This is a genomic window from Kitasatospora sp. MBT66 (genome assembly GCF_000710405.2).
GTDB classification, from domain to species: Bacteria; Actinomycetota; Actinomycetes; order Streptomycetales; family Streptomycetaceae; genus Kitasatospora; species Kitasatospora purpeofusca.
Genome location: NZ_JAIY01000006.1, coordinates 719,007 through 742,248, shown reverse-complemented (window position 1 = coordinate 742,248; position 23,242 = coordinate 719,007). Strand labels below are relative to the sequence as shown.

Here is a 23,242-nt window from a genome sequence, read left to right as displayed (position 1 = left end):
ACGGCAGCGGCGGCTTCCGCTACTTGGCGTCGGCGTAGCACTCCACCACGGCGGTGCTCAGCGGGAAGCGGACCGGGGTCTCGCCGAAGACCAGCCGACGGGCCTCGTCCGCCGACGCGTCGACCGCCGCCGCCACCTCGTCCGCCAGATTGGCCGGGGTGTGCACCATCACCTCGTCGTGCTGGAAGAACACCAGGTGCGGGCGGTCCGCCGCCGAGGACACCGGCAGCTCGGCGAGCCGACGGCGCAGCGCGGCCAGCAGCGCCAGCGCCCAGTCGGCGGCACTGGCCTGGATGACGAAGTTGCGGGTGAACCGGCCCCGGGAGCGGGCCCGGCGCCCGCCCTCCTCGCCGCCGGCCTCGCCCGCCTCGGTCAGGTCGAGGAAGTCGGCCGAGGCGGGCGGGCACGGACGGCCCAGCCGGGAGGCCACCACGCCGCCGTCCTCGCCGGTGCGGGCGGCCGCCTCGACGTAGCCCATCGCCGCCGGGTAGCGGCTGCGCAGGGTGGCCAGCAGCGGGCCGATGTCGCCGCTGGTCTGGCCGTACATGGCGCCGAGCAGGCCGAGCTTGGCCTTGTCGCGGTCGCCCTGGAAGGCGGAGGCGGCGAGCGCCTCGTACAGGTCGCCGCCGGCCGCGGTGCGGGCCAGCCCGGCGTCCTGGGAGAGCGCGGCGAGGACCCGCGGCTCCAACTGGGCGGCGTCGGCGACGACCAGCAGCCGGCCCGGGTCGGCGACCACGGCCCGGCGCAGGATGCGCGGGATCTGCAGCGCGCCGCCGCCGCGGCTGGCCCAGCGGCCGGAGACCACGCCGCCGACCACGTACTCGGGGCGGAACCGGCCGTCGCGCACCCAGGCGTCCTGCCAGGCCCAGCCGTGCGCCACATGGAGCCGGGACAGCTCCTTGTAGCGGATCAGCAGCCGGGCCGCCGGGTGGTCGATCCGCTTCAGCTCCCAGGAGCGGGTGGAGCCGAGCTGGATGCCGGCCTCGGCGAAGGCGCGCAGCACCTGGGCGTGCGAGTCGGGGTTGAACACCCGGCCGCCGAGCGCCTCCCGCAGCTCGGCCGCGAGCTCGGCGAGCAGGCGCGGCTGCGCGCCGGCGACGGTCGGGCGGGGGCCGAGCAGCTCGGTGAGCAGCCGGTCGTGCACGTCCGTCCGCCAGGGCAGGCCGTCGTGGCCCATCTCGGCGGCGGCCAGCGCGCCCGCCGACTCGGCGGCCAGCAGCAGCCGGTACCGGCCCCGGGCCTCCTGGTCCTCGATCGCCGCCAGTCGGCGCTGCTGCTCGGCGTGGACGGCGACCACGGCCGCCAGCGGGTCGGTGCCGGGCGGCAGCTGGAGCCGGTCGGGGGCGAACAGCGTGTCCTGGCCGTCGTCGGCCTCCGCGGAGCCCGGCTCGGGCAGGTCGGCGGGCACCGGCAGGCCGCGCAGCCGGGCCCAGGCGGCGCCCAGCGACCGGGGGGCGCCGAACCGGCCCTCGTGGGCGAGCAGCAGCGCCTCGACCAGCCGCAGGTCGTGGCAGCGGGCGAGCCGGCCGGGCAGTCGGGGGAGCAGCGGGTCGTAACCGGAGTCGGCGGCGGCCCACACCCAGCGCGGGTGCTCGGCGGCCTCCCGCCCGGCGACGGCGGCGGCGAGGTCGGGCACGGGGACGGGCGGGCCGAGCGGGACCCCGGCGTCGTCGAGCGGCTGGAGCCGGCCGCCGCGGCCGTGCGGGTCGGGGGCGAGGGCGATCCTGGGTGCCACGGGGCTCCTCCTCTCGAGCGGACGGGGACCGTCCGGGGGCGTACGGCCGGTCGTGCCGACGGTAGCGGGAGGGTACGACAACCGGGGCCGCGCCGTTCCGCGGCCGGGCCGGGGCGCGCCCGCGCCCCCCGCGCGCCGGTGGCCGGGAGGAGGCGTAGGCAGCGCCGATGACACGGCGTAAGGTCGGCGGAATGACCGAGAACCCGTTCTTCACGGCCAGCACCCTGGCCTACGAACTGCCGCCGTTCGCCGAGATCCGGCCGGCGCACTACCTGCCCGCCTTCGAGCGCGGGATGGCCGAGCAGCTGGCCGAGATCGCCGCGATCACCGCCGATCCGGCGCCGGCGACCGTCGAGAACACCCTGGTCGCGCTGGAGCGCTCGGGGGCACTGCTGCGCCGGGTCCGCGGGGTCTTCGACAACCACTCCTCCGCCGACACCACCCCCGAGGTGGACCGGATCGACGCGGAGATCAGCCCCCGGCTGGCCGCGCACCGGGACGCGATCCACCTGGACGCCGCGCTGTTCGCCCGGGTCGAGGAACTGCATTCCCGCCGCGCCGAGCTCGACCTGGACCCGGAGTCGCTGCGGCTGCTGGAGCGCCGGTACACCGCGTTCGTCCGGGCGGGGGCCCGGCTGGGTGCCGAGCAGCAGGCCCGGCTGCGCGAAATCAACGCCGAACTGGCGACCGCCGCCTCGGAGTTCCGCCAGAACGTGTCGGCCGACTCGCAGGCCCGGGCGCTGGTGCTGGACTCCGCCGAGCAGTTGGCCGGCCTCTCCCCGGACGCGATCGCGGCGGCCGCCGAGAACGGCCGCGCGCTCGGGCGCGAGGGCACCTACGTGCTCAGCCTGAAGAACTTCTCCAACCAGACCGAGCTCGCCTCGCTCACCGACCGCTCGGTGCGCGAGCGCCTGCTCACCGCCTCGCTCGGCCGGGCCGCCGGGACCAACGGCCCGCTGGCGATCCGGATGTCCGCCCTGCGCGCCGAGCGGGCCCGTCTGCTCGGTTACGACACCCACGCCGCGTACGTGGTGGCCGACGAGACGGCCGGCACCGTGGAGGCGGTGGACGCGCTGCTCGCCCGGCTGGTGCCGCCGGCCGTGGCCAACGCCCGCCGGGAGGCCGCCGAGCTGGCCAAGGTCGCCGCCGCCGACGGAGTCGAGGAGATCGCCGCGCACGACTGGGCGTACTACTCGGAGCAGGTCCGGCAGTCCTCGTACCAGGTGGACGCGGCGGCGCTGCGCCCGTACTTCGAGCTGGAGCGGGTGCTGCGGGACGGCGTCTTCTTCGCCGCGAACCTCGCCTACGGTGTGAGCTTCACCGAGCGCCCCGACCTGGTCGGCTACCACCCCGATGTGCGGGTCTTCGAGGTGTTCGACGCGGACGGCACCGCGCTCGGCCTGTTCCTCGGCGACTTCCACGCCCGGGCGTCCAAGCGCGGCGGCGCCTGGATGGACGAACTGGTCACCCAGTCGGAGCTGCTGGGTCAGCGGCCGGTGGTCTACAACAACCTGAACATCGCCAAGCCGGCGCCCGGCGAGCCGGTGCTGCTGTCCTGGGACGAGGTGCGCACGCTGTTCCACGAGTTCGGCCACGCGTTGCACGGGCTGTTCTCGGACGTGCGCTTCCCGTACTTCGCGGGCACCGCGGTGCCGCGGGACTTCGTGGAGTTCCCGTCGCAGGTGAACGAGATGTGGATGGTGTGGCCGGAGGTCCTGGCCAACTACGCGCGCCACCACGCCACGGGCGAGCCGCTGCCGGCCGAGCTGGTCGGGCGGATCGAGGCGGCGGAGTCCTTCGGGCAGGGCTTCCGGACCGTCGAGTACCTGGCGGCGGCGCTGCTGGACTGGGCCTGGCACACCCTGCCGGAGGGCCAGGAGGTGGCGGACGCCGAGGAGTTCGAGGCGGCGGCGCTGGCGAAGGCCGGGCTGGCGGTGGCGGCGGTCCCGCCGCGCTACCGGACCACGTACTTCGGGCACATCTTCGCCGGCGGGTACAGCGCGGGCTACTACGCGTACATCTGGTCGGAGGTCCTGGACGCCGACACGGTGGAGTGGTTCAAGGACGGCGGGCGGAGCGTGCGCGAGAGCGGCGAGGTGTTCCGGCGCGAGCTGCTGGCGCGCGGCGACAGCCGGGACGCGCTGGACTCCTTCCGCGCGGTGGTCGGGCGCGACCCGGAGACCGCCCCGCTGCTGGCCCGGCGCGGGCTGCTTTAGCAGGGGCGCCGGTCCGGTGGCGCGCTGCGCGCCGCCGGACCGGCGTGGATCCGGGTGGAGCGGCGGCCGGGGCTCAGCGGGCTTCGAGCACGACGGTGACCGGAGTGCCCGGGCGGGCGTGCGGGAGCCGGATCCGGGCGCGGCCGGCCCGCTCGCCGCTCGGCTGCTCGACCTCGACCAGGGCCCCGGACGGCTGCGCCGTGACGCGTACGCCGGTGGGGAACGCGGCGGCGGGCAGCGCGAGTTCGGTGCTCCGGCCGGTGCCGTCGGCGTTCCAGCGAACGGTGTGCCGGGCGCCGTCCGAGGCGGTGCGGGCGCTCGTGCCGGCGGTCGCGACCGGGTACGGGTCGAAGGCCGGCTCCTCGCCCGGGGCGGGCCGGCCGGCCGGGTCGAGCGCGCAGTAGCCGCCGTTGCCCCGGCACCAGTACCAGAGCGTCCAGCCGCCCGCGAAGCCGTCCATCGCCTCGACCTGGCGGCGGACCAGCTGGGTGTTGCCGGGGGTGCGGGAGTTCGGCGGGCCCCACTCGCCGACCAGGACCGGCAGGCGGCGGGCGTTCGGGTACGCGGTGATCGCGGCGGTGTAGCGCTCGACGAAGCCGCCGGCCGGGTCCCAGTCGGCACCGGACTCGACGGCGGTGTCGTAGAAGTGCGGCGCGTAGCCGAGCCGGGGCGCGCCCGGGCGGGGGTCGGCGAAGCCGGGCAGCCGGGTGGGGACGCCCTGGCCGACCAGGACGGTCGGTTCGACGAACAGCCAGGCGCGGGTGTCGGCCCGGCGCACGGCGGTGATCAGCCGCCGGTACATGGCGGCCAGCCGGCCCTGTTCCAGCTCGGCGGCGGCGCGGGCGAGCACCTCCGGGTCGGCCGGGTCGCCGTCCACCGGGCCGAACGGCTCGTTGAACAGGTCGTAGCCCAGCAGCGAGCGGTGGCCGCGTAGTTCGCGGGCCAGTCGGGTGTAGAAGTCGGCCTGCCAGGCGCGCAGGTCGGGGTCGTCGTAGAGGTGCCGGAAGGCGGCCTGGACGCCGGGCTGGAAGTAGCCGGCGAACCAGTCGTCGGGGTCGGGCTCGAACGGCAGGCCGTCGTCGCGGGTGGCCCAGGGCGGGATGCCTCGGTCCCCGCCGCCGAAGTACGGGCCGTAGACGTCCTGGTGGAGGTCGACCAGGACGAGCAGGCCGGAGCGGTCGGCGGCGTCCAGGAGCCGGTGCAGCCGCCGCAGTTCGGCCGGGTCGAGGCGGCCCCGGGTCGGCTCCAGCCTGGTCCAGGAGACCGGCAGGCGGACCAGGGTGAAGCCCTGGGCGGCGATCGACCCGAGGTCCTGCTCGGTGGCCTCGGCGTACTTGTCCAGGTTGAAGCCGCGCAGCTGGAGCCGGCGGCCGGCGGCGTCGGTGAGGTCGGTGCGGCCGTCCGGGGCGGTGGCGGTCCCGGTGGGGAACGCCGGTGCGCGGGAGGGGGAGTGGGCCCGGGCCGGGGCGGCGGGCAGGGCGAGGGCGGCGGCGATCAGGAGGGCAACGGCGGTGCGGGGCGGGCGCATCGGGACCTCCGGGGTGGGCGGGGGTGGGGCCCGATGATGCCCGCCGGGCCCGCGCCGCACAAGGGAGCGGTGCGGACCCGTAGCGGAACGCGGCCGCCGGTACAGCCTGTTGGCGTCAGGTCAGCCGGTCAGCCGGTGGGGCGGTCCGGGAACTCGGCCGCCGGGGCCGGGGTCGGCGCCGGTCCGGCGGGCAGGGCCGCGGTCGGCAGGTCGGCGGCGGCGGCGAGCCGCCCCCAGAGCAGGTCGGCGAGCGCCTGCACCATCCGGGTGCGCGAGCAGGGCCGGGACTCCAGCCACCAGTCGCCGGCCGCCAGCACCATGCCGGTGATCGCCCGTCCCCAGACCTCGGCGAGCAGTTCGCGGTCGGCGCCGAGGTCGACCTGCCCGGCGACGGCCCGGGTGATCTCCTCGGCGATCTGCCGGAGGGCCGGGGCGAGCGCGTTGCCCGCGCCGCTGGGGTCGCCGGGTTCGGGGTGGGTGAGCAGCCGGTAGACCTGGGGGCGGGACTCGATCCCGGCCAGGTAGGTGTCGAGGACGTGTTCGACCCGGTCGCGGCGTTCCAGCGGTTCGGCCAGCGCGGCCCGGACGGCGGCCAGCAGTCCGCCGGTGTGGCGCTCGGTCAGGGCCCGGATCAGGCCGTTCCGGTCGCCGAAGTGCCGGTAGAGGATCGGCTTGGTGATGCCGGCCTCGGCGGCGATGGCGTTCATGCTTGCGGCGGGGCCCTCGCGCTGGACGACCCGGTCGGCGGCGTTGAGCAGCTGCTCGCGGCGGGGCTCTGGGTCCATGCGCTGTTCCTTCGCTTCCGGGCCGGGTGTTGCTGCACCGGCGTTGACACCGATTACCAAGCAGTAGCAGACTCCGACGATGTTACCGGTGGTAACACCCTGGTCGGTCGCACCTTTCGTCGGAGGCACCCACTCATGAGCACCTTCTCGCTGGACCCGGGTCCGGACCAGATCGCCGTCCGCGACTGGCTGCACGGCTTCGCCGCCGACGTGGTGCGGCCCGCCGCCGCCGAGTGGGACGAGCGCGAGGAGACTCCCTGGCCGATCATCCAGGAGGCCGCCAAGCTCGGCATCTACTCGCTGGACTTCTACGCCCAGCAGTACTTCGACCCCTCCGGCGTCGGCATCCCGATCGCCATGGAGGAGCTGTTCTGGGGCGACGCGGGCATCGGCCTGGCCATCGTCGGCACCACCCTCGCCGCCGTCGCCGTCCTCGCCAACGGCACGGACGAGCAGATCGGCACCTGGGCGCCGCAGATGTTCGGCACCCCGGACGACGTCAAGGTGGCGGCGTTCTGCTCCTCCGAGCCCGACGCCGGCTCCGACGTCTCCGCGCTGCGCACCCGCGCCGTGTACGAGGAGGCCACCGACGAGTGGGTGCTGAACGGCACCAAGACCTGGGCCACCAATGGCGGGATCGCCGCCGTCCACGTGGTGGTGGCCACCGTCGACCCGGCGCTCGGCGCACGCGGGCAGGCGTCCTTCGTGGTGCCGCCGGGGACGCCGGGGCTGAGCCAGGGCCAGAAGTTCAAGAAGCACGGCATCCGGGCCTCGCACACCGCCGAGGTGGTGCTCGACTCCGTCCGGCTGCCCGGGCACTGCCTGCTCGGCGGCAAGGAGAAGCTGGACGAGCGCCTCGCCCGGGCCCGCGAGGGCGCGCGCAAGTCCGGGCGGAACGCCGCCATGGCCACCTTCGAGGCCTCCCGGCCGGCCGTCGGCGCGCAGGCGATCGGGATCGCCCGGGCCGCCTACGAGGTGGCGCTGGACTACGCGAAGACCCGGGTGCAGTTCGGCCGCCCGATCATCGACAACCAGGGCGTCGCCTTCCAGCTGGCCGACATGAAGACCCGGATCGACGCGGCCAGGCTGCTGGTCTGGCGGGCGTCCTGGATGGCCGCCACCAACCAGCCGTTCACCTCGGCCGAGGGCTCGATGTCCAAGCTCTACGCGGGCGAGACCGCCAAGTGGGTCACCGCGCAGGCGATGCAGATCCTCGGCGGCAACGGCTTCACCCGGGAGTACCCGGTCGAGCGGATGCACCGGGACAGCGCGATCTACTCGATCTTCGAGGGCACCAGCGAGATCCAGCGGCTGGTGATCGCCCGGGCCGTCTCGGGGCTGCCGATCCGCTGACCGTCGGCGGCCGGGCTGCCGGTCCGCTGACGGCCGGCGGCCGGGCCGGGGGTCAGCGGGCGGCCGGGCCGGGGGTCAGCGGGCGGCCCAGAAGGTGAGCCCGGCCGACAGGGCGCCCACCACGGTGCCGACGACCGTCTGCGCGGTGGTGTGGTCCCGCAGCACCACCCGGGACCAGCCGATCGCCGCGACCAGCGGGTACAGCAGCAGCCACCAGGGCGAGAGCGCGACGGCCATGCAGACCGTCGCGCCGCTCGCCACGGCGGTGTGCACGGAGATCTTCCACCAGACCGTGATCACCAGGATCGGGACCAGCGAGGCGAGCATCGCCACCACCGTCGCGGTCAGGTCGCGCGGGGCGTCGGCGGCGAGCATCACCACGAGGCCGGTCGCGACCGAGGCCATGATCAGCGGGAAGAGCGTCAGCCGCCGCTGCCGGTGGCCGACGTGGCGGTCGCCGACGGTTCCCCTGCGCATGCCGTAGTGGATGAACAGGGTCGGGACCACGGCGGTGAACACGGCCGCGAACGCCGCCCAGGCGAGGCCGGTCCAGCCGTAGCGGAGGCCGCCGAGCAGGAGCAGCATCGCGACGATGACGTTCTTCGGCTCCAGGCCGTCGGTGATCCGGCGGGCCCGGGCCGTCGCGGGCGGCGTGTCGGTGGTCGTCGCGGCGGTCATCGCGGTGGCGCTCCAGGCGGGTTCGGCTGCGGATCGGTCGCATGATCGTATCCGCCGGACCGGTCCCGTTCCGGCCCGTTCCTGTCCCGGCACCCGCCGATCGGGCCGGTCAGAACCGGGGCGGGCGGCGTTCGAGGAAGGCGGCGAGGCCCTCGCGGACGTCCGGGGCCTCGCGGGAGCGGCGCTCCCAGGGCGCCAGGGCCTCGGCCGCCCGCTCCGGCGGCACCGCCAGCGCGGCCTTGACCGCGCCGATGGTCTGCGGCGAGCGGGTGGTCAGCACCCGGGCGAACTCCAGTGCCACCGCGTCCAGTTCGACGGCCGGCAGGACACGCTCGGCCAGCCCGAGCGCGGCCGCCTCCGGCGCGGACAGCAACTCGCCCGAGAACAGCAGGTACTTGGCGCGGGCCGGGCCCACCAGCCGGGCCAGCCGCAGGGTGGGCACCGCCGGATAGACCACGCCCAGCTTGGCCGGGGTGATGCCGAGCCGGGCGTCCTCGGCGACGAAGCGCAGGTCGCAGGCGACCGCCAGCTGGCAGCCGCCGCCGACGCAGGCGCCGTGCACCACGGCGAGGGTCGGGTGCGGGAACGCCGCCAGCGCCTCCTCGGCGGCGACGTTGACCGCGTGGTAGGCGTCGGCGCGGTCCGGATCGCCGTAGACCGCGGCCAGTTCGTCGATGTCGGCGCCGGCGCTGAAGGTGCCGCCCGCGCCGGTGACCAGCAGCGCGCGCACGCCCGGCTCCTCGGCCAGCCGCTTGAGCACCTGCGGCAGGGCCTGCCAGATCGCCAGCGTGACGGCGTTGCGCCGGTGCGGGCGGTCGAACTCCAGCACCGCGACGCCGTCCTCGCCGACGTGGGCGTTGAGGCCCTCGGTCTCGGTGGGCAGCGGGGCGCGGTCGCGCGTCAGCAGCGGCCGGGTGGCCATGGGCACCTCCGGGAGGGTGTGGGTGCGGCCACTCTCCCAGAGTCCGCTCCCCCGGAGTCCGGCGGCGTGGCTCAGGACCGGGTGGCGCCGTAGTCGCCGAGCCCCTGCCCGGCCAGGGCGAAGGCCCGGTCGGCGGCGGCCAGGGCCTCGGGCAGGACGTCCGCCGCCCGGTCGCCGGCCATCATCCGGCGCTGGTTCTCCTCCGTCAGGGTCAGCCGGGTGCCGAGCAGCTGGGCGGCGGCGACCCGGGCGGTCAGCGGGTCGTGCTCCGGGTCCCGGGCGAGCAGTTCGGCGGTGAGCGCCGCCCGGGCGCCCGCGTCGAAACCCGCGTACGCCCGCAGCGCCAGCACCGGGGTGCGGTGGATCAGCCGGACCACGTCGGTCACCTCGGGCTGGTCGCTCAGGCCGGTCGCCGGGTCGAACGCGGCGAGCGCGGCGACGTAGTGGGTGTGCAGGGCGGCGACCGCCGGGACGTCCGGGGCCGCCTCGCGCACCACCCGGGCGGGCTCGTCGATGTGCTGCTCCATCGGCCCGAGGACGAGGTCCTCCTTGGTCGCGAAGTAGTTGAAGACGGTCATCTTGGACACCTCGGCGGCGGCGGCGATCTCGGCCACCGAGACCTCGTCGAAGCCGCGTTCGGCGAACAGGGCGATGGCGGTCCGCCAGATCCGGATCGCGGTCTGCCGCTTCTTGCGCTCCCGCAGGCCCAGTCCGGCTTCGCCGGCCCCGCTCCCGTCGGCCCCGGTTCCGTCGGTCCCGATCGCGATTCTCGTCATGGAATGACTGTACCAGGATCAAAGATGTACCGGGCTGAAGAATTGACCGAGTCAAAAAAGACTGCCATGATGGTGCCGCGCCGCCGGGCCGAACCGGTTCGGCGCAGGGCGTCCCGACGCCCGAACTCCGCGATCCCAGGGGGGACTTCCGATGGCCGTGACGACACCGCCGATCGCTCCGGCGACCGAACCGCCGACCGCACCGGTGCCGACCGCTCCCGGGCCGACCGCGCCCGCGGCGGCGCTGATGACCGAACCCCGGCGCAAGCTGGGCATGCTGCTCTGCCTGGTCACGATCGTGCTGGCGGTGCTCGACATGAACATCGTGTCGGCGGCCACCGTGCCGATCGTCCGCGACCTCGACCCGGTCCACGGCGTCGACCGACTGCCCTGGCTGGTCAGCGCCTTCGCCCTGGCCGCCACCGCGCTGCTGCCGCTCTACGGCAAGCTCTGCGACGTCTTCGGGGCGAAGCGGGTGCTGATCGGCGCGGTCGGCACCTTCCTGGTCGGCTCGGCGCTCTGCGGGACGGCCGGCTCGATGGAGCAGCTCATCGCCTTCCGGGCGGTCCAGGGCATCGGCGGGGGCGGGCTGATGAGCGTGACCATGGTGGTGATGGCCCAGCTGAAGGACCCGGACGAGGACGGGGGCGGCGGGGGCGGCATGGGCGGGATCGTCGCCGGCGGCGGCATGGCCGTCGGCCCGCTGATCGGCGGGCTGCTCGCGGACCACCTGAGCTGGCGCTGGATCTTCTACGTCAACCTGCCGATCGGCCTGGCCGTCCTGGCCGGGGCCGTGCTGCTGCTGCGGCTGCCCGCCGGGACCGGTCGGCGCGGGCTGGACTTCCTCGGCGCGACCCTGGCCGCGGCCTTCGCCACCGGCCTGCTGCTGATCACCGAGTGGGGCGGCCGGACCTACGGCTGGACCTCCCCGCAACTGCTCGGCCTGGCCGCGGCCACCGTGCTGGCGTTCGTGCTCTTCCTCCGCCGCCAGGCGACCGCACCCGACCCCGTGCTGCCGCTCTCGCTGTTCCGGATCCCCGAGATCCGGATCGGGTTCGCGCTGCAGGGCCTGGTCGGCATGGGGATGATGGGCGCGATCATGTACGTGATGCTCTACCTCCAGGTCGCCCGGGGCGTCGCCGCGACCTCGGCCGGCCTCTACCTGATCCCGATGGCGGTCGGGATGACCGCGATCGGCCTGGTGGTCAACCGGCTGGAGGCCCGGGGGGTGTCGGTCCGCGCCGTGCTGGCCTCGGGTGCCCTCTGCTCCGCCGCCGCGCTGCTGCTGCTCGGGCTGAGCGGGCCGGGGACGTCGCTGTGGCTGGTCCGGGCCGAACTGCTGCTGCTCGGCGCGGGGCTGGGCCAGCTGATCGGGCACCTGATCTCGGTGGTCCAGCGCGCCGCCCCGGCGCACCAGCTGGGGGTGGCCACCACCGGCGTCCGGTTCTTCCAGACCCTGGGCAGCGCGCTGGGGGCGGCCGTCTTCGGCACCGTGCTGGCCCGGGCGTTCACCGCGAACGAGCCCGGTGTGCCGCTGGGCGCGGTCGGCCGGCTGACCGGCGCGGCCCGGGAGCACGCGGTGGCGGGCTTCGTGGACGCGGTGGACACGGTCTTCCTCTCGGCGGCCGGCGTGATGGCGCTGGTCCTGCTGCTGGCGCTGCGGCTGCGGCCGGCGGCGGCGGAGCACGGGGAGCGGGAGCAGGTCCGGGCCGTCTGAGCGCGGACGCGCGGCGCGGGGTCCGGTGGAGTCGCCCACCGGACCCCGCGCCGTGTTTCCGCCGTTGCGGGCCCGGTTCGGCCGCTGGGTACCGGTTCAGGCGGTGGGGGTGCCCTGGGGCTTCCACTCGTGGGTGAGCAGGGACCAGACCTCGCCGTCCTGGTGGACTCCGGCGTGCAGGTAGCTCTCGCGCAGCACGCCCTCCAGGGTGAAGCCCATCCGCTGGGCGACCGCCCGGCTGCGGAGGTTGTCCGGCCGGTTGTGCCACTCGATCCGGTGCATGCCGCGGACGGTGAAGGCGTAGTCGATCAGGTGCCGGACGGCGGAGCTCACCAGGCCCCGGCCCTGGGCGGCGGGCTCGGTCCAGACCCCGATCTCGCAGGTGCCGCCCTTGGCGTCGAACCGGACGAACATCACGCCGCCGACCAGCGTGCCGTCCAGCCAGATCCCGTACAGCCGGGCGGTGTCGGCGGCCTGCCGGTCGGCGTAGTTCTGGAGGACGGTGCGGGCCGAGTCGAGGTCGGTGGCCAGACCGGCCCAGTTGATCCAGGCGTCGATGTGGGCGCGGCCGCGCTCGATGTGCTCCAGGTACTCGGATGCCTGCCACGGCTCCAGCGGGCGGAGCTCGGCGTTCTCGGAGAGGGGGACGGCGAACATGGGCGTGCCTTTCGCAACGGGGGTCGGTCGGATCGGTCCGTCATGCGTAACAAACGTTTGGTACGTAAGATAACCCCATGACGCCCGCCCGTGGAGATCACGAAGCCCGCCGGACCGAAGTCTCCGAGGCGGTGTGGCGGGTGCTGTCCACCCGGGGTTTCGAGGCGCTCACGCTCCGTGCGGTGGCCGCCGAGATGGGGGCCACCACGGGGCTGCTGACGCACTACTTCCCCAGCAAGAAGGCACTGCTCGCGCATGCGCTGGAGCTGCTGGACCGGCGCTCGCAGGAGCGGCCGCGGCGGTTGGTGCCGGCGGACGGGGGGCCGCCGCCGCCGGCGGGGCTGGCCCGGCTGCGGGCGGCGCTGCTGGACATCCTGCCGCTGGACGGGCCGGGACGGGCGGGCAACCGGATCTGGGTCGGCTCCTGGGACGTGGCGCTGGCCGATCCGGAGCTGGCGGAGGCGCACGCGGCACGGTACGCGCGCTCGCGGCGGGTGCTGGCGGAGTGCGTGGCGGACGCGCAGCGGCTGGGGGAGCTCCCGGCCGGGCCCGCGGCGGACGGGCTCGCGGCGGGTGCGCTGAGCTTCGTGCTGGGGCTGGTGGTGCAGGCATTGTTCGCGCCGGGGGAGTTCCCGGCGGAGCGGCAGGTGGAACTGCTGGACGCCTATCTGGCGGGACTGGCCGCGGTCTGACGGCGGACCGCCGGAGGCGGGTCCCCGGCGTCGGCGCGGCCGGATCCCCGGGGCCGTGCCTGCGGATCTTCGGGGCCGGTGGCGGCGGGTGTTCGGTGCCGGCGCCGGCCGCTGTTCGGCGCGGGTGTTTACGGCACCGGAATTCCCCGGCGGGGACTTTTCGGAGAGTGCATGACACGCATGGTCACGGGTTATGCGCGCTGGGTGCCGAAGGGCGGTCGGTCGCTCGGCGGGGCGTCCGCAATTGACCGGTACGGGTAATACGCGAACTGCCCGGCGGGACGGCGTCGCGAGGTGTGTGGCGCCCCCAGCAGGATTCGAACCTGCGACCTACCGCTTAGAAGGCGGGTGCTCTATCCGCTGAGCTATGGGGGCGGGACGGGCGGCGCCCGGGAGGGCGTGACCGTTGCCGGGATCGGGCGGTGGGCGCGCGGCGCCCGCTGTCCGTCCCCGTACCTGAGGATGGGGTGTGGGGGGTGGCGGGTCCCTGCCCTGTCAGGGGACAGGATAAGGGTGCCCCGTTCCTCGGCCGGGTGTTACGACACCGCCGTTGGTGTGTCGGCCTAGGTGGAGCGGTCCGATAATCGCAGGTGAACGCCGTGCGTGCAGCGGTCTGGCGGTCTTCGGCGCCGGACGTTGTGCACTCGTTACGGGGCTGTCTGCCCACCCGTTATGGATTCGGCACGGAGAAAGCGCCGCGGCCGGGGGCGGCATCGACGCGGGTGGGGGGCCGTATTCGGGTTCCTTCGGTCGGATGACGTGCGCGGACGGTCGGCACGGCCACCCCTGGGGGTGTCCGGGGCCGGGTGTCGGCCTCCGGTTTGTTGTCATGGCCCCGCAGAACGATGGTGCGGCGGTCGTACAAAGGCTGAAATTCACCCCTGCGGGCGACAGCGGTTTTCCACAGGCCCGATTTGTCCACAGGATTTCCGAACTCTGCTGCGCGGATTTCCCGAGAAGCGCACTCTCCGGGTGTGCCGGTCGATTCCGTACGGTGCAACAAGGAGAACGGAGTGTGGCTGTGAACGGTACGCAGGTGACGGTGATCGGGAATGTCGCCACGGAGGTGACGTACGCCCTGACCCCCGGCGGGGTGCCGGTGGCGAACTTCCGGCTGGCCTCGACCGAGCGGCGCTTCGACCGGGCGCGGGAGGCCTGGGTCGACGGCGAGACGCAGTGGCTGACGGTGACGGCGTGGCGGTCGCTGGCGGGGCATCTGATCGACTCGCTGGCGAAGGGCGACCCGGTGGTGGTGAGCGGGCGACTGAGGGTGCGTGAGTGGGCCGAGGGGGAGGCGAAGCGCAGCCGGGTCGAGATCGACGCCCGGTCGGTCGGGCACGATCTGAGTCGCGGTACGGCCAGGTTCAGTTGGGCGCCCGGGGGTCGGGGCGGGGTGCCGGAGGAGGCGGGCGGCGCCGCCGGGGCGGGCTTCGGCGAGGCGGTGCCCGGGTGGATCGTGGACGCCCTGCGGGGGCGGCGGGCGGTGGAGGGCGGCGACGGGCCGGCGTCCGAGGGGGAAAGCGGGGGTGACGCCTAGCGGCCCGCCGGGTGTCCGACGGGTCGTCGGACTGTCGACAAATACGTGAATCGAGACGGTCGTTGCGCCCGTACGCGCAATCCTGTTCCGGTTAGCGGAATGATCCGGTAATTCTGGCTACCCGTCAGCTTGTGTGGATAGTGGGAGGGTTGATAACGATCCAGATACGGAATCGTCCTAATTTCGCATGGGGGTTTCCGGACCTCCGGGGCTCCATAGGATTCGTCTGGTTCACATCGTGAAGCGGCGCCACAGGGGGCGCGGCAAGCAAGGCGGGCTGCCCACCGGCATGGCCCGGCCCGAAGGGATCCCAAGATGTTCCAGAGGCAGGGGCGGGCGCTTCCCCGCATAACCACTGTCATGCTCGCGACCAGCACCGCGCTGGCCGGGGGCCTGTTCGCGGCCGGTGCGGCGGCTGCGGCCGACGAGCCGGGCGGCGGTGTCACGGCGGTGGTCCAGCCGACCTTGATGAGCGAGGAGATCGCCATCGAGGGGAGCCACTCGATCCAGGGCGGGCTGTTCACCCTCAAGACGGCCGACGGCGAGATCAAGACGTACTGCATCGACATCGACCACCCGGTCGACATCACCAAGGCCATCGAGTACCGCGAGTCGGACTGGAAGTCCAGCTCGCTCGGCCGCCCGGAGAAGGCCCAGGACGCCTCCAAGATCCGCTGGATCCTGGAGAACTCCTACCCGCAGGTGACGGACCTCAAGAAGCTGGCCGCCGACGCCGGCGTCAAGGGCGAGCTCACCAAGGAGGACGCCGCCGCCGGCACCCAGGCCGCGATCTGGAAGTTCTCCGACGGCAAGAACGCCGTTCCGGTGGACGCCGAGGCCAAGCAGCTGCGCGACTACCTGGTCAGCGAGAAGAACAAGGGCATCGCCGCCGAGCCCAAGCCCTCGCTGAGCCTCACCCCGGACTCGGTGTCGGGCAAGCCGGGCACCAAGCTCGGCCCGTTCACGCTCAACTCCAGCGCCAACGAGGTCAAGCTGGCGCTCGCCGGCGACGCCGCCGACAAGGTCAAGCTGGTCGACAAGGACAACAAGCCGGTCTCCGACCTGGCCGGTCCGATCGCCAAGGACACCCAGCTGTGGCTGGACGTCCCGGCCGGCACCCCGGACGGCACCGCGAGCATCAACGCCAACGCGGAGACGGTCGTGCCCAGCGGCCGCGTCTTCCTCAGCAAGGGCTACACCCCGGAGAAGCACAGCCAGACCATGATCCTGGCGGGCTCCACCAAGCTCGCCGTCAAGGACACCGCCAAGGCGACCTGGAAGGCCGCCAAGGGCCCGCTGGTCGACAGCACCGCCGTGGTCGAGTGCGTCTCCAACGGCGTCAAGGTCTCCGTCGCCAACGGCGGCGACGAGGCCGCCACCGTCTCGGTGAAGCCGGGCAAGGACATCACCGTCCAGCCGGGCAAGATCGAGACCGTGATCGTCCCGGTCGTCGAGGACACGGCCTACGACATCACCGTCACCGGCCCGAACGGCTTCAGCAAGAACTTCAAGGGCATCCTGGACTGCAAGAACACCAGCGTGACCACGCCGACCCCGACCCCGACCCCGTCGGCCACCACCCCGAGCACCAAGCCGTCGACCCCGGCGCCGACCACCGCGGCCCCGACCACCACGGCTCCGGTGACCCCGAGCGCGACCCCGTCCGCCTCGGCCACCACCACGGCCGCCCACCCGGCGCCGACCAGCACCGCCCCCGGCACCACCGGCGGTCTGGCCCAGACCGGTGGTAGCGACGCCACCCCGGTCATCGCCGCCGTCGCCGGCGGTCTGGTCGTGGCCGGCGGTGCCGCGGTCTTCCTGCTGCGCCGTCGCCGCCAGGGCAACGCCGCCTGAGGCACCGGCCCTAGGCCGATCCGGTAGGACCGGGGCACTGACCCGGGAGTACCGGGCGCCGAACCGCCCGTAACGGCCCGGCTCCCCGCACCACGTGTGCGGGGAGCCGGGCCGTTGCGCGTCCGGACGGCGTCGCGGCGAACCGCGGTGCACCGCGGCGCGGCACCGGGCGGGGGCGGACCGCGTCGGCCGGGCGCCCAGTGGGGAGCAGCCGTTCGGGGCTCCCGTTCCGGTGCGGCACAATGGAAGGCTGCAAGCCGAATAACTCCCGACGACGCCGGAGCGATCTCACGTGGCGGAATACATCTACACGATGCGCAAGGTGCGCAAGGCGCACGGCGACAAGGTCATCCTTGACGACGTGACGCTCAGCTTCCTTCCCGGGGCGAAGATCGGCGTCGTGGGCCCCAACGGTGCCGGTAAGTCCACCGTGCTGAAGATGATGGCCGGCCTGGAGCACCCCTCCAACGGCGACGCCTTCCTCTCGCCCGGTTTCACCGTCGGCATGCTGCTCCAGGAGCCGCCGCTCGACGAGTCCAAGACCGTCCTGGAGAACGTCGAGGACGGCGTCAAGGAGATCAAGGGGAAGCTCAACCGCTTCAACGAGATCGCCGAGCTGATGGCGACCGACTACTCGGACGCCCTGCTGGACGAGATGGGCAAGCTCCAGGAGGACCTCGACCACGCCGAGGCCTGGGACCTGGACGCCCAGCTGGAGCAGGCCATGGACGCCCTGGGCTGCCCGCCCGGCGACTGGCCGGTCACCAAGCTCTCCGGTGGCGAGAAGCGCCGCGTGGCGCTCTGCAAGCTGCTGCTGGAGGCCCCCGACCTGCTGCTGCTCGACGAGCCCACCAACCACCTGGACGCCGAGTCGGTGAACTGGCTGGAGCAGCACCTGGAGAAGTACAAGGGCACCGTCGTCGCCGTCACCCACGACCGGTACTTCCTGGACAACGTCGCCGAGTGGATCCTCGAGCTCGACCGCGGCCGCGCCTACCCGTACGAGGGCAACTACTCCACGTACCTGGAGACCAAGCAGTCCCGGCTCAAGGTCGAGGGCCAGAAGGACGCCAAGCGCGCCAAGCGGCTCAAGGAAGAGCTGGAGTGGGTCCGCTCCAACGCCAAGGGCCGCCAGGCCAAGTCCAAGGCGCGTCTGGCCCGCTACGAGGAGATGGCGGCCGAGGCCGACAAGATGCGGAAGCTGGACTTCGAGGAGATCCAGATCCCGCCGGGCCCGCGTCTGGGCAGCGTCGTCATCGAGGTCGAGAACCTCAACAAGGCCTTCGGCGAGAAGGTCCTGATCGACGACCTCAGCTTCACCCTGCCGCGCAACGGCATCGTCGGCATCATCGGCCCGAACGGCGCCGGCAAGACCACCCTGTTCAAGATGCTCCTGGACCTGGAGACCCCGGACAGCGGCACGGTCAAGGTCGGCGACACGGTCAAGATCAGCTACGTCGACCAGTCGCGCGCCAACATCGACGCGAAGAAGACCCTCTGGGAGGTCGTGTCCGACGGTCTGGACTGGATCAACGTCGGCCAGGTCGAGATGCCGTCCCGCGCCTACGTCTCGGCGTTCGGCTTCAAGGGCCCGGACCAGCAGAAGCCGGCCGGCGTGCTCTCCGGCGGTGAGCGCAACCGCCTGAACCTCGCGCTCACCCTGAAGCAGGGCGGCAACCTGCTGCTCCTCGACGAGCCCACCAACGACCTCGACGTCGAGACCCTCTCCTCGCTGGAGAACGCGCTGCTGGAGTTCCCCGGCTGCGCCGTGGTCATCTCGCACGACCGCTGGTTCCTGGACCGAGTGGCCACCCACATCCTCGCCTACGAGGGCGAGAGCAAGTGGTTCTGGTTCGAGGGCAACTTCGACTCGTACGAGAAGAACAAGGTCGAGCGGCTGGGCTCGGACGCGGCGCGTCCGCACCGGGCCACCTACAAGAAGCTGACCCGCGGCTGACAGCCAGCCATGACGACGGCCCGGCAGATCCGCCCCACCGGGGGCGGGCCTGCCGGGCCGCGGCCCGACCGGCACCGAACGCCGACGGGCACCGGACGTCGAGGAGAACACCCGTGTCACGCCACATCTACGCCTGCCCGCTCCGCTGGTCCGACATGGACGCCTTCGGGCACGTCAACAACGTGGTCTTCCTGCGCTATCTGGAGGAGGCCCGGATCGACTTCATGTTCACCCAGGCCGCCGAGGCCGGCGCCGGCGAGTTCGCGGGCGGTTCGGTGGTGGCGCGCCACGAGATCGACTACAAGCGCCCGTTGGTGCACCGGCCCGAGCCGGTCACGATCGAGACCTGGGTGACCCGGATCGGCGGCGCCTCGCTGACGGTCTCCTACGAGATCAAGGACACCGCCGACGACGGCGCCGAAACGGTCTACGTCCGCGCCTCGACCGTGGTCGTCCCCTACGACCTGGCGGAGGGCCGGCCGCGCCGGATAAGCCCGGTGGAGCGGGAGTTCCTGTCGCGGTTCATGGACGAGGAGCCGGCCGTCGCGGTCTGACCGCACCCGGCCGACCGCACCCGCCCGTACCTGCCCCCGCCGACCGACCGTTCCGCCCGCCCGATGCCCCGGATGTGAGCCGCAGCGTTGAACAGCACCGTCACCCTCGCCCTCGCCGACGCCGGGGAGGCCGCCGACCTGGCCGCCTTCCTGGTCCGACTGCTGCGCTTCGACCGGGCGGCGGCGGTCCGGTCGCAGGGCGTGCCGCAACCGGACGGCAGCGGTGTGCTGGCCGTCTTCGGGCGGCTGCCGCTGGGTGGTTCGGGTGTGCTGGCGGTGCGCACCGCCCGGCTGGCCGGGCTCGACGGGCCGGTCGACCTGACCGTCTCGGCCGGGCAGCTGCTGGACGGCGTCGACACCGAGGGGAACACCCTCGCCCTGCCCGGACCGGTCACCGGCCCGGCCTGGGCCGGCCTGCTGCCGCCGCGCACCGGCTGGCGGCCGGTCGGCGAGCCGCCCGCCGCCCAGGTGTACGGCGAAGTGATGGCCGCCGTGCGGGAGTTCCGCGAGCGCAGTGAGGCCGTCCCGGAGCACCACCGGACCCGGCCGGTGCTCGACGCGCTGGCCGACGAGATCTGGTCCCGCCCGCTCACCGCGCTGCCCGAACTGCCGCTGCGCGCCGCGCACGCGGCCCGGGTGATCGGCTTCCTGGACCCGGTGGCCCCGCTCACCGTGCACCGGGCGGGCGGCTGGCTGCGGCTCTCCGCCCCGGCGGGTTCGGTGGCCCTGCGCACCGCGGCGGCGCCCGGCGCGGGCCTGGGGCTCAGCCCGGTCCGGCCCGCGTAGTCACTGCGGGCCCGCGCGGGTCCGAGGTCCTCGTCAGCCCTCGGTGTTGATCATCGAGGCGGCGGCGTAGGTGAGGTAGTCCCAGAGCTGCTGCTCGGCCTCCGCCGGCAGGGCCAGCTCGTCCACGGCCACCCGCATGTGCTTCAGCCAGGCGTCGTGCGCCGCGCGGTCCACCTTGAACGGCACGTGCCGCATCCGCAGCCGGGGGTGGCCGCGCTCCTCGCTGTACGTGCGCGGGCCGCCCCAGTACTGCATGAGGAAGAGCGTGAACCGCTCCTCGGCCGGACCGAGGTCCTCCTCGGGGTACATCGGCCGGAGCAACTCGTCCTCCGCGACGCCCTGGTAGAACCGGTGGACCAGCCGCCGGAAGGTCGGTTCGCCACCGACCTGCTCGAAGAAGGTCTCCTCGCTGGGCGCGCCACGCCGGATCTCGTTCACCCGACCATGGTCGCAGACGGCGGCGGGGCCGTACACCGGGACCTGGGGACCAGGACCTGCGGCGTACGACCCCGCGCGGGCCGACCAGGGGAGGGGCGGGCGGTCAGTCCTCCCAGCGGAACAGCTTCCAGGAGATGCCGGTCATCACGGCCGCGAACAGCAGCAGGCCGCCCATGGTCGGCAGCGCGTCCATCACGCCGCCGCCCCGGGAGAGCACCGACTGCGAGGCGGTGACCAGGTGCCGCAGCGGCAGCGCCTGGGAGATCGCCTCCAGCCAGCCCGGCATGCCGTCGGTGGGGAAGAACGAGCCGGACAGGAACGACATCGGCAGCACGATGATCTGCGAGATGCCGTTCGCCGCCTCCTCGGTCTTGGCGATCGAACCGGCCAGCAGGCCGATCGACATGAAGGCGACGGTCGCGCAGACCACCAGCGGGACGATCAGCCACCAGTCGCCGGTGAGCTTGAGCCCGAAGAACGGCGTGGTCGCGACCACCAGGAAGACGGCGGTCTGGACCAGCGCGGTGAGGACCGAGACCGCGACCCGGGAGGCGATGACCGACCCGGCGCTCACCGGGGCGAGCCGCAGTCGGCGCAGCACCTTCTTCTGCCGCCAGCCGACCAGGGTCAGCGCGGCGCCGAACACCGCGCCGGTGGCCACCGCCCAGCCGAGCAGGCCGGGGGTGAGGAACTGGATCGGCTTGAGCGACCCGTCCTCGACCTGGCTGCTCTCCATGACGAAGGCCGGGGGCTTGCCGGTGGCGGCCTGGTTGGCCTGCTGGACCACGGAGTTGACGATGCCCTGGACGGAGCCGGAGCGGACCTGGTCGGCCGCGCTGTAGCGGACCACGACCTTGCCGTCCGGGCCCTCCTTGATCATGGCGTCGAGGTCGCCCTTGCGGACCTTCTCCAGGGCGGCGGCCTCGTCGTCGCCCTTGGTGATGGTCAGCACCTGCTCCAGGCCGGCCCGGGCCTCGCCCTGGACCGAGTCCAGGACCCGGACGGCGCCGACCTGTTCGACCTTGGCGTGCGGGCTGGAGGCGCCCTTGAGCAGGGTGCCGAACAGCATCAGGAACATCAGCGGGAACAGCAGCACGAAGAACAGCGCGCTGCGGTCGCGGACGAAGGCGACGATCATCACCCGGGAGAGGCTGGCGAAGGCGGAGACCCGCTCGCGCTCGGCCGGGGGAGGGCTGCCGGGTGCGGGGGCCTGCGCGGGCGCGACCGTGGTGGGCTCGGCGGTCATGCGCGGTACTCCCGTCCGGTGAGCTGGAGGAAGACGTCCTCCAGGGTGGCGCCGCGGACTTCCAGTCCCCGGAGGGCGCCCCGGTCGGCCAGCACGGAGAGCACCGGCGCGGGCAGCCGGGTGGAGAGCGAGAGCGAGACGCCGTCGTCCTCCAGCGAGGTGGTCTCCGCCCCGGCGGCGGTGAGCAGTTCGCGTGCGGTGTCGATGGCGAGCTGCCCGGACTCCACGCTGATCCGGACGGTGTCGTCGATCTCGCGGATGAGCGCGGCGGGTGCCCCGGTCCGCAGGATCCGGCCGCGGTCCATCACCGAGACGCGGTCGCAGAGCACCTCGGCCTCGTCCAGGTAGTGGGTGGTCAGGACGACGGTGCGGCCCTCGGCGTTGATGTCGCGCAGCAGGTCCCAGAGGTTGCGGCGGGCCTGCGGGTCGAGTCCGGTGGTGGGCTCGTCGAGGAAGACCAGCTCCGGTCCGTGGACCAGGGCGCAGGCGATCGAGAGTCGCTGGGCCTGGCCGCCGGACATCTTGTCGGTCATCACCCCGGCCGACTCGGTCAGGCCGACCCGCTCCAGCATCGCGTCGGCGGCCTTGGGGCCGACGCCGTAGAAGGAGCCGAAGGTGCGGATGGTCTCCCGGGCGGTGAGCCGGTTGAAGAAGGCGGAGGCCTGGAACTGGACGCCGATGCGGCGCAGCAGCTTGGGGTTGCGCGGCCAGGGCGCCAGGCCCAGCAGCTCGATCCGGCCCTCGTCGGGCTTGCGGATCCCCTCCAGGATTTCCAGCGTGGTGGTCTTCCCGGCGCCGTTCGGGCCCAGGATTCCGTAGAATTCGCCGGCTTCGACGGTGAGTGACACTCCGTCGACGGCTTGTACGTCCCCGTACCGCTGACGGATACCGTCGGCGGATATTGCAGCAGTCATAGCGACTGAGGGTAGGGGTGCCGGGGGGCCACGGGGAGATGCCGAAGCATCATTTGATGATCATTTTTACAATGTGTTCGAACTGCGGGGTCCCCTGGGCCGGCCGGTGCGGTCCGGGAGTCCCGGGACCGCACCGGCCCGCCGTCCGTGCCCGCTCAGGCGCGGTGCAGGGTGATCGTGGTCCAGGCGCCGATGTGGACGCGGTCGCCGTCGCCCAGCGGGATCGCGGTGTGCGGGGAGATCGGCTCCGCGCCGCCGTTCACCGTGGTGCCGTTGGTGGAGTCCTGGTCGACCAGCACCCAGGTGCCGTCCGGCTGTTCGGCCAGCAGGGCGTGCTGGTGCGAGGCGCCCGGGTCCTCCGGCGCGACCGAGAGGTCGATCTCCGGCACGGTGCCCCGGTGCTGGCTGCGCCGGCCGATCCGCAGCTGGCCGCGCCCGGTCAGCGGGATCCGCCGCTCGGGGCAGTACGGCGGGAAGAACAGCCCGGCCGCCTCCGGACCGCTGCGGGCCATCATGTCGGTGAAGTACTGGCGGTCGGCCGCGATCACCGCGAACCAGGTGGTCCGCACCGGCTCGGCGGGCGGGGCCGGCGGCTGCTCGGCCTGCGGGGGCACCGGCGGGGCCAGGTGGAACGAGGTGCCGAACTCGTCGCCGCGCCGGGCCGGTCCGGGCTGGGCGTAGACCGGACCGGAGTCCTCGCGCGGGGCCGGCGGCCGCTGCTGCTCCGGGTGCGCGGGCGGCAGCCCGTACGGGGCCTCGGCGGGAGGGCCGTAGGGAGCCTCGGCCGGCGGGCCGTACGGCGGCGCCTCGACCGGGCCGGGCGCCGCGGCCTGCTGCCCGTGCGCGGGCGGCGGGTAGCCGTAGCCGGCGGGTGCGCCGTGCTGCTGCTGCTGGTGC

Annotated in this window: 20 protein-coding genes and 1 tRNA gene; 9 read left to right on the top strand and 12 right to left on the bottom strand. The window is 73.6% G+C overall.

What is annotated here, in order from left to right:
- Window positions 1-19 precede the first annotated feature (19 nt).
- On the bottom strand, window positions 20-1,735 hold the full coding sequence (locus tag BI06_RS15800; protein ID WP_051741104.1) for a bifunctional 3'-5' exonuclease/DNA polymerase: 1,716 nt from the start codon (window positions 1,733-1,735) through the stop codon (window positions 20-22).
- Window positions 1,736-1,926: 191 nt separating this feature from the next.
- Between BI06_RS15800 and BI06_RS15795 the strand changes: the two genes are divergently transcribed.
- Window positions 1,927-3,951: a M3 family metallopeptidase gene (locus BI06_RS15795; protein WP_082558505.1), complete on the top strand. Its 2,025-nt coding sequence runs from the start codon at window positions 1,927-1,929 to the stop codon at window positions 3,949-3,951.
- Between the two features lie 73 nt (window positions 3,952-4,024).
- Here BI06_RS15795 and BI06_RS15790 read toward each other — a convergent pair whose 3' ends face one another.
- Window positions 4,025-5,479, bottom strand: a complete 1,455-nt coding sequence (locus BI06_RS15790) for a cellulase family glycosylhydrolase (RefSeq protein ID WP_043468714.1) — start codon at window positions 5,477-5,479, stop codon at window positions 4,025-4,027.
- Window positions 5,480-5,607: 128 nt separating this feature from the next.
- Entirely contained in the window at window positions 5,608-6,264 is a 657-nt protein-coding gene (locus BI06_RS15785; RefSeq protein WP_051741102.1) for a TetR family transcriptional regulator, read from the bottom strand.
- Window positions 6,265-6,399: 135 nt separating this feature from the next.
- On the opposite strand from BI06_RS15785, the gene BI06_RS15780 reads away from it, so the two are divergent.
- Entirely contained in the window at window positions 6,400-7,617 is a 1,218-nt protein-coding gene (locus tag BI06_RS15780) for an acyl-CoA dehydrogenase family protein (RefSeq protein ID WP_043468712.1), read from the top strand.
- Between the two features lie 75 nt (window positions 7,618-7,692).
- Here the strand turns inward: BI06_RS15780 and BI06_RS15775 are convergent, their stop codons facing one another.
- The 3 genes from BI06_RS15775 to BI06_RS15765 all read right to left on the bottom strand — a co-directional run bounded on the left by BI06_RS15775 (window position 7,693) and on the right by BI06_RS15765 (window position 9,993).
- Entirely contained in the window at window positions 7,693-8,295 is a 603-nt protein-coding gene (locus tag BI06_RS15775; protein ID WP_043468710.1) for a hypothetical protein, read from the bottom strand.
- A 109-nt stretch (window positions 8,296-8,404) separates the two neighbouring features.
- A complete protein-coding gene (locus tag BI06_RS15770) occupies window positions 8,405-9,217 on the bottom strand; it encodes an enoyl-CoA hydratase/isomerase family protein (protein WP_082558504.1) in 813 nt (270 codons plus the stop codon).
- A gap of 71 nt (window positions 9,218-9,288) precedes the next feature.
- Complete coding sequence (locus BI06_RS15765; RefSeq protein WP_082558503.1) at window positions 9,289-9,993, bottom strand: TetR/AcrR family transcriptional regulator; 705 nt, start codon at window positions 9,991-9,993, stop codon at window positions 9,289-9,291.
- A gap of 247 nt (window positions 9,994-10,240) precedes the next feature.
- On the opposite strand from BI06_RS15765, the gene BI06_RS15760 reads away from it, so the two are divergent.
- A complete protein-coding gene (locus tag BI06_RS15760) occupies window positions 10,241-11,710 on the top strand; it encodes an MFS transporter (RefSeq protein WP_030395087.1) in 1,470 nt (489 codons plus the stop codon).
- A gap of 96 nt (window positions 11,711-11,806) precedes the next feature.
- On the opposite strand, the gene BI06_RS15755 is transcribed toward BI06_RS15760, so the two are convergent.
- Window positions 11,807-12,367 carry a GNAT family N-acetyltransferase gene (locus BI06_RS15755; RefSeq protein WP_043468708.1) on the bottom strand — a complete coding sequence of 187 codons (561 nt, stop codon included), beginning with the start codon at window positions 12,365-12,367 and terminating at the stop codon, window positions 11,807-11,809.
- Between the two features lie 77 nt (window positions 12,368-12,444).
- Between BI06_RS15755 and BI06_RS15750 the strand changes: the two genes are divergently transcribed.
- A complete protein-coding gene (locus tag BI06_RS15750) occupies window positions 12,445-13,059 on the top strand; it encodes a TetR/AcrR family transcriptional regulator (protein ID WP_030395085.1) in 615 nt (204 codons plus the stop codon).
- Between the two features lie 299 nt (window positions 13,060-13,358).
- Here BI06_RS15750 and BI06_RS15745 read toward each other — a convergent pair.
- Window positions 13,359-13,434: transfer RNA gene (locus BI06_RS15745), tRNA-Arg, on the bottom strand.
- Window positions 13,435-14,080: 646 nt separating this feature from the next.
- Here BI06_RS15745 and BI06_RS15740 point away from each other — a divergent pair.
- The 5 genes from BI06_RS15740 (at window position 14,081) to BI06_RS15720 (ending at window position 19,747) form a co-directional block, all read left to right on the top strand.
- Window positions 14,081-14,596, top strand: coding sequence for a single-stranded DNA-binding protein (locus BI06_RS15740; protein ID WP_051741348.1), 516 nt, complete (start codon window positions 14,081-14,083; stop codon window positions 14,594-14,596).
- Window positions 14,597-14,956: 360 nt separating this feature from the next.
- Window positions 14,957-16,450: a Cys-Gln thioester bond-forming surface protein gene (locus tag BI06_RS15735; RefSeq protein ID WP_051741100.1), complete on the top strand. Its 1,494-nt coding sequence runs from the start codon at window positions 14,957-14,959 to the stop codon at window positions 16,448-16,450.
- Between the two features lie 292 nt (window positions 16,451-16,742).
- Complete coding sequence (gene ettA, locus BI06_RS15730; RefSeq protein ID WP_078880160.1) at window positions 16,743-18,407, top strand: energy-dependent translational throttle protein EttA; 1,665 nt, start codon at window positions 16,743-16,745, stop codon at window positions 18,405-18,407.
- 113 nt (window positions 18,408-18,520) lie between these two features.
- Complete coding sequence (locus BI06_RS15725) at window positions 18,521-18,961, top strand: thioesterase family protein (protein ID WP_030395081.1); 441 nt, start codon at window positions 18,521-18,523, stop codon at window positions 18,959-18,961.
- Window positions 18,962-19,048: 87 nt separating this feature from the next.
- On the top strand, window positions 19,049-19,747 hold the full coding sequence (locus BI06_RS15720) for a hypothetical protein (protein WP_043468703.1): 699 nt from the start codon (window positions 19,049-19,051) through the stop codon (window positions 19,745-19,747).
- 33 nt (window positions 19,748-19,780) lie between these two features.
- Here BI06_RS15720 and BI06_RS15715 read toward each other — a convergent pair whose 3' ends face one another.
- The 4 genes from BI06_RS15715 to BI06_RS52405 all read right to left on the bottom strand — a co-directional run.
- Window positions 19,781-20,185 carry a globin gene (locus BI06_RS15715; protein WP_030395079.1) on the bottom strand — a complete coding sequence of 135 codons (405 nt, stop codon included), beginning with the start codon at window positions 20,183-20,185 and terminating at the stop codon, window positions 19,781-19,783.
- Window positions 20,186-20,288: 103 nt separating this feature from the next.
- Window positions 20,289-21,431, bottom strand: a complete 1,143-nt coding sequence (locus BI06_RS15710; protein WP_078880159.1) for an ABC transporter permease — start codon at window positions 21,429-21,431, stop codon at window positions 20,289-20,291.
- Entirely contained in the window at window positions 21,428-22,345 is a 918-nt protein-coding gene (locus BI06_RS15705) for an ABC transporter ATP-binding protein (RefSeq protein ID WP_043468700.1), read from the bottom strand. The genes BI06_RS15710 and BI06_RS15705 overlap by 4 nt, the downstream gene beginning before the upstream one ends.
- 155 nt (window positions 22,346-22,500) lie before the next feature.
- A partial coding sequence (locus BI06_RS52405; RefSeq protein ID WP_199523297.1) for an FHA domain-containing protein occupies window positions 22,501-23,242 on the bottom strand: 742 nt, incomplete at its 5' end.

Coding starts and splice junctions, on each gene's coding strand:
- BI06_RS15705 (WP_043468700.1), bottom strand. CDS start 22,345: ATGACTGCTGCAATATCCGCCGACGGTATCCGTCAGCGGTACGGGGAC.
- BI06_RS15765 (WP_082558503.1), bottom strand. CDS start 9,993: ATGACGAGAATCGCGATCGGGACCGACGGAACCGGGGCCGACGGGAGC.
- BI06_RS15735 (WP_051741100.1), top strand. CDS start 14,957: ATGCTCGCGACCAGCACCGCGCTGGCCGGGGGCCTGTTCGCGGCCGGT.
- BI06_RS15750 (WP_030395085.1), top strand. CDS start 12,445: ATGACGCCCGCCCGTGGAGATCACGAAGCCCGCCGGACCGAAGTCTCC.
- BI06_RS15770 (WP_082558504.1), bottom strand. CDS start 9,217: ATGGCCACCCGGCCGCTGCTGACGCGCGACCGCGCCCCGCTGCCCACC.
- BI06_RS15755 (WP_043468708.1), bottom strand. CDS start 12,367: ATGTTCGCCGTCCCCCTCTCCGAGAACGCCGAGCTCCGCCCGCTGGAG.
- BI06_RS15775 (WP_043468710.1), bottom strand. CDS start 8,295: ATGACCGCCGCGACGACCACCGACACGCCGCCCGCGACGGCCCGGGCC.
- BI06_RS15790 (WP_043468714.1), bottom strand. CDS start 5,479: ATGCGCCCGCCCCGCACCGCCGTTGCCCTCCTGATCGCCGCCGCCCTC.
- BI06_RS15780 (WP_043468712.1), top strand. CDS start 6,400: ATGAGCACCTTCTCGCTGGACCCGGGTCCGGACCAGATCGCCGTCCGC.
- BI06_RS15785 (WP_051741102.1), bottom strand. CDS start 6,264: ATGGACCCAGAGCCCCGCCGCGAGCAGCTGCTCAACGCCGCCGACCGG.
- BI06_RS15710 (WP_078880159.1), bottom strand. CDS start 21,431: ATGACCGCCGAGCCCACCACGGTCGCGCCCGCGCAGGCCCCCGCACCC.
- BI06_RS15795 (WP_082558505.1), top strand. CDS start 1,927: ATGACCGAGAACCCGTTCTTCACGGCCAGCACCCTGGCCTACGAACTG.
- BI06_RS15760 (WP_030395087.1), top strand. CDS start 10,241: ATGACCGAACCCCGGCGCAAGCTGGGCATGCTGCTCTGCCTGGTCACG.